The following is a 9,756-nucleotide window of genomic DNA, read 5'->3' on the forward strand; positions in this document are numbered from 1 at the left end:
TCATTCCGCGTGGTGAGGTGCTATTTGGCGAACGGCGGAAAGAGTCGATCATGAGCTTGTCGACCATCTGGGGGATTCTGTGCGCATAAGAAAATTGGCATTCGTTCCGATCACGGTGGGGGCGCTGATTTTCGCCTTCAGTACTCCGGTAGCGGCGACTCCGCCCGCAGCGGACTTCGGCCTGAGCCATCGAGTGTGCAGCACCCCGGCGGCGGGTTTTGCTGCCTGCAACGTGAAGGTCGTCGATGGAGCCAATGGGGTTCCGAAGACCTCGACGGCGCCAATCGGCCTCGCCCCGGCGACGATCAAATCCGCCTACGGCTTTCCCACCAGCATCTCGGCGGGAGCGGGCGCGACGATCGCGATTGTGGACGCCTACGACGATCCGACCGCCGAAAGCGACTTGGCTGTCTTCAGCAGCACGTTCGGGCTGCCGTCCTGCACTACTACAAACGGCTGTTTCCAGAAGGTCAATCAGACCGGTGGCAGCAAGTTTCCGAAGACAAACAGCGGGTGGGCGCTTGAAATCAGCCTCGACATCCAATGGGCGCATGCGATCGCGCCTGGGGCCAAGATCCTACTGGTGGAGTCCAACTCGGCGAGTTTCAGCGACCTGCTGACTGCAGAGAACTTTGCGAAGACGCATGCCGGCTACGTGTCCAACAGCTGGGGTGGGAGCGAGTCGTCGAGCGAATTGGGTTACGACGCCTCGTTTGCGCAACCGGGCGTGAGCTTCTTCGTGTCGTCCGGAGACGCGGGCCTTCCCGCCGAATATCCGTCCTCATCGCCCAATGTCATCTCGGTGGGAGGGACCACCCTTAATTTCAGCGGTTCTGGCGCCTTCCTCTCCGAGACCGGATGGAGTTCAGGAGGCGGGGGATGCAGCGTGTACGAATCCGCGTCAGCCGCTCAGAGTGCCTACCCCGGCTACACCCAAGCGAATTGCGCCGGCAAGAGGGCGACCCCAGACGTCTCGCTCGACGCCGACCCGGCATCCGGTGTTTCCGTCTATGACACGACGAGATACCAGGGGCAGTCTGGCTGGTACAAGGTCGGCGGAACCAGCGCATCCTCTCCGATGTGGGCGGCACGTTCGGCGGTCGCTGGGGTCGTTGTGAACCCAAGCTACGTTTACGGAAGCGGCATCTCCTATCGAGACATCACCTCCGGCAACAACGGCGCGCCATGCCTCGTCGGGTATGACCTCTGCACTGGTCGAGGCAGCTGGGTGGGAGCCACTCCCTGATCATTGGGCGTGGCCGATCCAGCGGGCTGGATCGGCTCACGGCGGCACGGCGCTGTTCGGGGCGTCGGCGAACTCCAGCATCCCATCGTGGCCGCGTGGCTTCAGAGTCGCGTACCTGACCGAAATGGCGATTTCACGACTGCAGGCCTCTACAGTGAAGAGATGAATCCTCGGTTTTCTGTCCACTTCGTCGTCCTGGCCACCGTCTCGGTGCTCCTCGCTGGGTGCGTCAGCAGCGCCAACGGTGACGCCAAGGCGCCAGGGAAGCCGCTGCAGCAGCGTCTCGTCAGTTCCTCGGTGGACGGAACCTGCACCGCGCCGAATCTGAGTTCAGATGGCCCGGCCAGTGCGTGCGACAGAGCGGGCACCACCACGTATGAGTTGGGGAAGTCGCTGGGCACACTCACACCGACCTCCCTCACTCTCTCCACGGATCAGGGATCGGCACACTCGATCATTCTTGAGCTCAACGCGGCTGATGCCAGCGCGCTCGGCACAATCACCGCCGACGCCATCGACAAGAACCTGGCGATCATCCTCGACGGCGGGTGCTCTCGGCGCCCGTCGTCAAGGCTCCCATCACCAGCAGATCGCTCACTCTTGCCTTCGGGACAGCATCCGAGGCCAGGCAAATCGCAGCAGAACTGCGTGCGCCGGCAACTCCCTGACTCCAACGAACTCGCGCGCGAACCCGCTGCCCGAACCGAACGCCTGACGGGCCGCCACCGACGTAAGCGGCCCGTCCTGCCGGGTCAGCCTCCCAGCGCTTTCACGCAAGCGCTGAGCCCGCGAGTGAGCGAGGTGCGCTCGGACGGGCTGAGTCCCGAGAGCATCCGCTCTTCGACTCCGTTCACTTCAGCCTGCGCGGCAGAGAGGAGGTCAACACCCGCCGCCGTAAGCGCGGTCGGCAAAACGCGACCGCTCTCGGGGCGCGCGGGGCGTTCGACCAATCGACGATCGAGCAATTGCTGAAGCATCGAGCTCATGGACTGGCGCGTCATGAACGTGGCGCGGGCCAGCCCCGCGGCGGAGATACCCGGCTCGCGCAGTAAGTGGTGAAGACACGAGTACTGGGAAACGGTGAGAGCGAGCGGGTTCAGCGCCTCCTCCATGCGAAGTCGAAGCAACGATTGCGCTTGCTTCAGCACGTATCCGACCTGCTGTTCTCGGTTGTTCATGTAAGAATTCTGACATACCATTCAATGTAAGAAAACTGACTTAAGAGGAGAATCACTATGGCCGTCACTGGTCCCGACTTCATCGCCCTCCAGGTTCGCGACCTCGACAAGGCCGCAGCCTTCTACGAGAACACCGTCGGCCTGACCCGGGCACACTTCTCGCCGCCGCACGCCGTCGTCTTCGACACCCAGCCGACCTTCGCGGTTCGCGAACCCGCACCGGGAGTTGATCTCGAATCCGGTCAGCTGGGGCTCGGCGTGGCGCTCTGGCTCCATGATCCTGAGGCGGTCGCCCTGCACGAGGCTGTCGCCGAATCCGGTGTGACCATCCTTCAGGAACCCTTCGAGGGCCCGTTCGGAATGACATTCGTTTTTCAGGATCCCGACGGGTACGCGGTCACTGTTCACGATCGCGCGACACGCGGCTAACCCACTCCCCGCGCTGAGCCGGGGCGTTGTGGGCGGGACTGTCCCGCGGTGACGTCTCGGATCTCCTCTACGAGGTGCAGCTGCGAATGTCCTTGATGAGGAACCCCCTGCGGGCACGCGAGCAGCTCAGCCGCTCTCGCGGGTGCAGTTGACCTCGGCGCTTGGGACTTTCGGCACGTAGCGGCTGTCTCCGGCATGCGACTCTGACGGGATGAGTTCCCTCCCGCCACACGTCATCCGACGGGACGGGCACTCCAGAGACGCCGCTGACGAACGGTCTGACCCGAACAGACTGTGCGGTTAGCGGCGCTTGGGGGGACAGAGTCCTTCTAGAGGGCCGTGGCTGGCGGCGACTGACCCGAACAGGCGCCGCCGGCCGCGGCACTCACTGCCCCAAGAACGGCGCCACGCGTGGAATGCGGGACAGGCGAACCGCCCGCCAGGGGGTCACAGGGCTCAATGCCGTGTCACTTGGGAGCGGCTAAGGGGCGGTTGAAAGGGTCCAGCCTTCGTGGTGGTCGTATGATCATGTTTAATGGGTGGCTTCGTTCTGAGCAACTTCGGCTAGCCAAAAGGTCTGGTCCGGGTCCCAGCCTGCGAGCACGGTCATCAGGTCGTCCGCGACGGGAACTGCCAATCCGGCAGTGCTGAGGTAGCCGGCGACAGTGAGGTGAACTGCGTCGAATTTCCGTGCGACTTCCAGCCAGTCCGGGATGACCCAACGGCCGACTCGGGAGGTCGCTCGGTACCAGTCATGTCGTCGCGACGCTGTGACGTCCAGAGGGAAACGTCGACACAAGTCTGCCCATGCGTGCGGACTGTCGATCTCGAAGACCCGCGCACCACGGGGAACGATGATCTGGCGCGCCGTTGCCTGGTCCCACCCCATGCTGTCTTCGACAAGCCACAGACCGGCAGGGCCCCGGCCATCCAGCGCGCGCGTCGATCGTGTCAGGCCAGTAGGCGGCCTCGACCACCACGACCCGCTCCACGCTGCTCGGGGATCGACTGGCCGATCGCGCTCCGCGGCCACCTCCTCTTCGACCTGCGCCGCACGCCACCGCTGAAGCGTTTCGGTCGTGACGGCCTCCGCCACTGGAATGCCCGCGAAATCAACTACCCACTGCGTGCCGAGAGCGAGCGGCGTGGACCACCAGGCGGAGTGAGGCGAGTCCGCCAGAAGGGAACTGACGCGGGCGAGCGGCCCCCGAACCTCCGGTGCGGTGGCGAGCACATCCTCACCATCGGGCTCCTGCCAGTAGCGCGCGAAAAGCTCCTCGCCCGCGAAAAGGCACACACTCGTGAAGGTGATGCGATTGCGGCGGTGCGTCGCGAACTTCCCATGACTGAAGTGGACGCCTCGGCGATGCTCATCGGCGAAGGCGGCCCGGTGTCATTCTTGGACGTATTTGACGGTCGCGATCAACTGATCGTCTACAAGCACATGTGGCATGAGGCCGGGGGAATTGAGGGTCAGTGCGAAGGGTGCACCGCGACCATCGTCGACGTTCATGATGTGAGCTACTTGAACCATCGGGGCGTGTCCTTTGCAGTTTTTTGTGAAGGACCCTGGCACGAGATCGCCCCCTTCCGCGCCTTCATGGGCTACACGCTGCCGTGGTTTTCGATGGCCGGCGTGAAGGATCGTGCAGTGGGGGATGGCCTCCTGGATGATCCGGGGCACATTGCGTGCTACCTGCGAAAGGGCGATCGGGTGTTCCTGACAAACGAGACGATTGGTCGAGGAGTCGAGGCCACGATGCTTCAGGCCCATCTGCTCGACTTGACCGCCTACGGACGCAAGGAGTCCTGGGAGGTCTCCCCGGAGGGCTGGCCGCAGGATCGAACAGGGTCATGGTGGGCGAAGGATGGTCGGCCGGTTCCGCATTGGACACGCCCAGGCGCCGCGCCCGTCGGTGCGACTGGTGGCGCACCGGCCGGCCACTGCTGCTAATTTCATGGCAACCGAGTGGTCCGGTCTAACGCCGGAGGTGATGATGCATCTTGACCGAGATGCCTCCGAATCTCTTGGTTTCCAGTTGCAGAATGCGTTGCGAACCGCGATACGTTCCGGCCAAGTCCAGTTGAATGAACGCCTGCCATCTTCTCGAAGGATGGCGTCCGATCTGCACGTTTCCCGAGGTCTCGTGCAGAACGCGTACGAACAACTGGGGGCCGAGGGATACTTGTCAGCCTCGGTGGGATCGGGGACCCGCGTGGCGTTCGACTCGCCTCTCTTCCGCTCATCCGATCCGGCCACGGCGGTGAGAGACGATCTGGAATTCGATTTTTCGCCCGGTCGGCCGGACTTGAATAGTTTTCCCATGAGGGACTGGCTGTGGGCCTGCGGGGAGGTGTCGCGCACCGCTTCAGCACGGGACGCCGGATATGGCGATGCTCGCGGACATCCTGAGTTGCGTCGGGTCGTCGCTTCCTATTTTCAGCGAGTGCGTGGTGGTTCGACGGACGCAGACAACGTGACCATCTGTAGCGGGTTCACCCAAGGTGCTGGGCTAGTTCTTGCCGCGCTCCGGGCCCGGGGGGTCACTTCCGTCGCCGTCGAAGATCCGGGCCACCCTGACGTTGTTGATACCGTCCGTCGGGCTGGGATGCAGGTCGTCCCCGTGCCGGTCGATAGCCGCGGCTTGGTTGTCGAGATCCTCAATGAAACGACGGCATCTGTTGTGATCGTCACTGCTGCGCATCAAACCCCGACGGGCGTTGTTCTCGCGCCGGAACGTCGCCACGCCTTGCTCGGCTGGGCGAAGGAGAGGGACGGGATCGTCATCGAGGACGATTACGACTCAGAGTTCCGCTACGACCGGCAGCCGATTGGAGCACTCCAGGGCCTGTCGGACCGTCATGTTGTGACGATCGGTTCGGTGAGCAAGTCTCTCGCGCCAGCACTGCGGCTTGGCTGGGTCATCGCACCGACGGCACTCGTGAGCGAAATCGCAGACGAGAAGTGGCGCACTGATCGAGGATCGCCGGCCTTCGATCAATTGCTGTTGGCGAAGCTGATGGAGTCGGGCCGGTTTGACCGTCATCTTCGTCGCATGCGGGTTCTCTATGCCGCGAGGCGGAACGCTCTCGTCGAGGCGCTTCAGTTGGGTGCGCGAATTCAACCGACCGGTCTCGCCGCGGGATTTCACGCTGTGGCGGCGCTCCCCCCTGGTGCGGACGAGGAGCACATCATCAAGGAGGCCCGGCGCCGCTCGGTCGGGTTGCAGGGTCTGGGCCACTACCGGGTGCAGTCCGCGGGAGCGGCTCCCGGAATCGTCTTTGGTTTCGGCGACCTCAACGAGGACGCGATCCGCCGCGGGATCTTTGCCATCTCAGACTTGCTGTGCTGAGAATCGAATTCCCACCGGTCATCCACGCCTCAGCGGGTGACGTCGCGGTAAAAGCCGGCGATAAGGTCCGCCAGTTTTCTGGGCGCACGCTCGTTCGCGGAGTGGCCTTGTCCTGGTAGCAACGCCCGGCGCGTTTGAGGGAGTGTCGACTGCAATGCGTCCAGCTGCCTCGACAGACCTCCCGGGCTTTGGTCACCGCCGACCAGCAGCACGGGTACCTCGATTCCGGCGTACGCGGGAAGGCGCACGCCCAGATCCCGCATAGCGGAAACATCCGCGATCTGACGCGGGGCAAGACCTTTCATCCGCGTGTTCAATGTCACGAAGACCCGAATGAGCCGGGACTGCCAAGCGGGCAAGCCGACCATATCCCGCGTGAAGATCTGGATAGCCTTGCCGGGTCTCTTTTCAGCGATGGCTTGCTGCGCGGCACCCAAGGCGCTGCCGCCCATCGGCTCTGTCAGATCGATTGTCACCGGGGGCTCGTACAAGACTGCACCGATGAAGGCATCAGGCAAGGCGGCCAAAGCTTCCAAAGCAACGACGGCCCCGGAAGAGTGTCCGGTGATCAAGACACGCTCCCCAAAGGTCGCGACAAGAGCTCCTATATCGGAGACCTCATCCCGGATTGATACCGGTTCGGTCAGATCGAGTCGGTACTGGCGGCGGTGAACCGATACGACGGTGAAGTTCTCAGCAAGGAGCGCATTCACCTTCCTCCAGGAATGACCGTCATCCATGCCCGGGTGAACGACCAAGATGATCGGTCCCATTCCCGCACGGTGAGCGATCACGGTGGTGCCATCTACGGCCACTAGTTCAGACATTGCCAAAGACCTTTCCCCAACGCCTGTGAAGAATCATCAGAGGCCATGCTATGGGGACGCCAGCCCCGGTCTTCGGTCCAATTTGGGCATAGAACCTGAGGCCACTCCTTTCGAGTGCTGCCGTTCGCCAACGGGCTGCCGAGAAGGGAACCCGCGGCGGCAGCCTGGCAGTCGGTTCGGAGGCCGGGACACCGGCGAATCCGCCGGCGAACTTCTGCTGGGTGCCGCCCGTGATGGAGCCTTGCTCTGTCTGGTGGTGTGGCTCCGCAGGAGAGGTACAGTCGGTTGATGATCGCGCAGCGGAACGTAGTTCTGGACGACGGCCGCATCCTCAGCACCTACGACAGCGCGCCCGGGACGCCGCAGGCTTTCACGGTGATCTGGCATCACGGATCACCCCAGACGGGCGCCCTCCTCGATCCGTTGGTGTCGGCGACCGCCTCTCGCGGCATTCGAATCATCTCCTATGGTCGACCAAGCTATGGAGGTTCCACGCCCCTGCCGGGCAGAAGCGTCGCATCGGCGGCGGGCGATGTGGCGCAGGTTGCCGACGCCCTCGGCGTGGGGCGGTTCGCTTCGATGGGAGCGTCAGGCGGTGGTCCACACGCCCTAGCCTGTGCCGCTCTCCTGCCGGACCGAGTCGCCTCGGTGTGCTGCTTGGCCGGCATCGCACCGCTGACCGCGGAGTTCGACTGGTTTGACGGCATGGTCGCGCCCGGGGGGCTGCGGGCGGCAATTGACGGTCGCACCGCACGCGCCCAATTCGCCGAGATCGATGAATTCGATCCCAGAAGCTTCATCCAGATCGACTATGACACGCTCGAAGATCCGTGGAGCTCGCTCGGTCGCGACGCAATGCGCGCAGGCGACGGCGGTCCCGATGGATTGATTGACGACGATGTAGCGTTCGTTTCTCCGTGGGGCTTTGACCTCTCTCAAGTACGCGTACCGGCACTCTTCGTACAAGGTGGCATGGACCGTATCGTCCCCGCCGCACACGGACGGTGGCAAACGCACGCCACATCTCACGGCGAACTGTGGTTACGGCCTAGAGACGGTCACATTTCGGTGCTCAACGCGAGTTTCCTCGCATTGGATTGGCTTCAGGCGAACGCGAACTGACAGTCTGGAGTGACGTTGAGCTCGTCGCGGTCAGCTCCTGTTGGGCGATGAGGGCCCCATGTGTTTTTTCGTTCTCGGACCAGTTATCGGGTCCGAGCCGGGGGAGATGGCCTTGCCTTTGCACGGGGGCACCGGCTGTCCATTCAGTAATCTTGCCGAGGAAGGCGAGACGCTACAGGGCTAGCGCGGGCCCTTTCCCGTTTGTATTGACCACAACTGATATTCCAAACATATCGATTTGTTCGTCTCGAAGCATGGCGGATAACCCTCAAGCGGACGAATTTGGTCAGCCGACGCTATGTTGGCCAATTGGGGTTGTCTTCCGGGTATGGCAGGACCTCGTGCCAGCAGCCATCGAGGAGGGCGTGCCTCATGCCGGCCGCGGCTACCAAGTGCTTGACACTCCGCATGCGTCGGCGATCGCGACCACACAGGCGGCGCTCGGTCGTCGCGCTGGGCTCTCACGAGGCGACACTCGACACTGCCTGGGCGCCCGTCGAGCGCCACGCTGTGGGCGCATACCTTAGCTTCGAAACTCGACTCGACTCGCGGCGCCTGAAGCTTGCTTCCCGCCTGCAACCCTGGAGCGGCTGCTATCCATGAAGCACCGGGTGGACCCCATGAACGTGTTTCGTGACAACGTCGACTTCGGCAAGTTTGACCAGAACTGACCAACGACACCGATCACGTCAGTGGTTCCCGGACAGTGGGAACGTGACTTTCGCGCACCGTCCCTGGCGCGGTCAAAGCACCGCCGTCAGCACTCCGCCGTCAGCGCGAACGGCAGCTCCGTTCGTCGCAGACGAAAGGGGGCTCGAGAGATACACGGCGAGATTCGCGATTTCGTCAGGCTCGATGAAGCGCTCGAGGAGAGACGTCTGGTTCGCTCCAATGATCACCGCCTTCAGATCATCCGTCGAGAGCCGCTGCGCCTTGGCGATGCCGCGGATGGCACTGGCGACGCCGTCTGAGTAGGTCGGCCCGCCGAGGATCGTGTTGACGGTCACGCCGGTACCGCGGGTGAGCTTGGCGAGCCCATTACTCAAAGCCAGCATCGCCGCCTTGGTCACGCCGTAGTGCGTCATGTCAGCGGGTATGTTTACACCAGATTCACTCCCCAAGAAGACGATCCGGCCCCATCCTGCGTCGATCATCCCGGGCAACAGCTCTCGCGACAGTCGGACTCCGCTCATCACGTTGACGTCGAAATAGCGCGACCAGTCGTCGTCGAGTATTCCGGCGAACGGCTTCATCTCGAAGAGACCGACGTTGTTGACAAGGATGTCGACGGCGCCGAGCGAGCCGAGCAGGCGCTGCACCTCAGCGCCGTCCGCGAAGTCCGCCGCAATACCCGTTACGCTCCCGCCAGGCACTTCGGCTTCGAGATTCTTCATCGATTGCTGGAGCCGGCTGTCGTCACGGCCGTTGATAACCACCGCGACGCCCTCCCGGAGAAGTGCCTTCGCGATCGAATACCCAATCCCCTGCGTTGAGCCGCTTATGAAGGCGCGTTTGTTTGCCAGCTGCATATCCATTGTCGTCTTTGCCTCTCGTTATTACTTGCTCAGTCAAGTAAAAACTTACCTCATTTGATTACTCAG

Annotated in this window: 9 protein-coding genes; 5 read left to right on the forward strand and 4 right to left on the reverse strand. The window is 63.0% G+C overall.

Going from position 1 to position 9,756, the window contains the following annotated elements; all coding sequences use genetic code 11:
* Positions 1-94: 94 nt before the first annotated feature.
* Positions 95-1,246: a S53 family peptidase gene (locus FVP33_RS18545; RefSeq protein ID WP_187270809.1), complete on the forward strand. Its 1,152-nt coding sequence runs from the start codon at positions 95-97 to the stop codon at positions 1,244-1,246.
* A 752-nt stretch (positions 1,247-1,998) separates the two neighbouring features.
* Here the strand turns inward: FVP33_RS18545 and FVP33_RS18550 are convergent.
* On the reverse strand, positions 1,999-2,424 hold the full coding sequence (locus FVP33_RS18550; protein ID WP_147785184.1) for a MarR family winged helix-turn-helix transcriptional regulator: 426 nt from the start codon (positions 2,422-2,424) through the stop codon (positions 1,999-2,001).
* A gap of 57 nt (positions 2,425-2,481) precedes the next feature.
* Here FVP33_RS18550 and FVP33_RS18555 point away from each other — a divergent pair, with 57 nt between their 5' ends.
* Positions 2,482-2,853: a VOC family protein gene (locus tag FVP33_RS18555; protein WP_147785185.1), complete on the forward strand. Its 372-nt coding sequence runs from the start codon at positions 2,482-2,484 to the stop codon at positions 2,851-2,853.
* Positions 2,854-3,385: 532 nt separating this feature from the next.
* Here FVP33_RS18555 and FVP33_RS20045 read toward each other — a convergent pair.
* Positions 3,386-4,150, reverse strand: a complete 765-nt coding sequence (locus FVP33_RS20045) for a hypothetical protein (RefSeq protein ID WP_246142429.1) — start codon at positions 4,148-4,150, stop codon at positions 3,386-3,388.
* 18 nt (positions 4,151-4,168) lie between these two features.
* Here FVP33_RS20045 and FVP33_RS18560 point away from each other — a divergent pair, with 18 nt between their 5' ends.
* Together FVP33_RS18560 and pdxR are read left to right on the forward strand one after the other, a co-directional pair.
* On the forward strand, positions 4,169-4,807 hold the full coding sequence (locus FVP33_RS18560; RefSeq protein WP_246142427.1) for a DUF899 family protein: 639 nt from the start codon (positions 4,169-4,171) through the stop codon (positions 4,805-4,807).
* Positions 4,808-4,811: 4 nt separating this feature from the next.
* Positions 4,812-6,206 carry a MocR-like pyridoxine biosynthesis transcription factor PdxR gene (gene pdxR, locus FVP33_RS18565; protein WP_147785187.1) on the forward strand — a complete coding sequence of 465 codons (1,395 nt, stop codon included), beginning with the start codon at positions 4,812-4,814 and terminating at the stop codon, positions 6,204-6,206.
* Between the two features lie 29 nt (positions 6,207-6,235).
* On the opposite strand, the gene FVP33_RS18570 is transcribed toward pdxR, so the two are convergent.
* Entirely contained in the window at positions 6,236-7,033 is a 798-nt protein-coding gene (locus tag FVP33_RS18570; protein WP_147785188.1) for an alpha/beta fold hydrolase, read from the reverse strand.
* Between the two features lie 288 nt (positions 7,034-7,321).
* On the opposite strand from FVP33_RS18570, the gene FVP33_RS18575 reads away from it, so the two are divergent.
* Complete coding sequence (locus FVP33_RS18575) at positions 7,322-8,155, forward strand: alpha/beta fold hydrolase (protein WP_147785189.1); 834 nt, start codon at positions 7,322-7,324, stop codon at positions 8,153-8,155.
* A 743-nt stretch (positions 8,156-8,898) separates the two neighbouring features.
* Here the strand turns inward: FVP33_RS18575 and FVP33_RS18585 are convergent.
* Positions 8,899-9,690, reverse strand: coding sequence for an SDR family NAD(P)-dependent oxidoreductase (locus FVP33_RS18585; protein WP_147785190.1), 792 nt, complete (start codon positions 9,688-9,690; stop codon positions 8,899-8,901).
* Positions 9,691-9,756: the final 66 nt, after the last annotated feature.

This window comes from Lacisediminihabitans profunda (assembly GCF_008040105.1).
GTDB lineage: Bacteria > Actinomycetota > Actinomycetes > Actinomycetales > Microbacteriaceae > Lacisediminihabitans > Lacisediminihabitans profunda.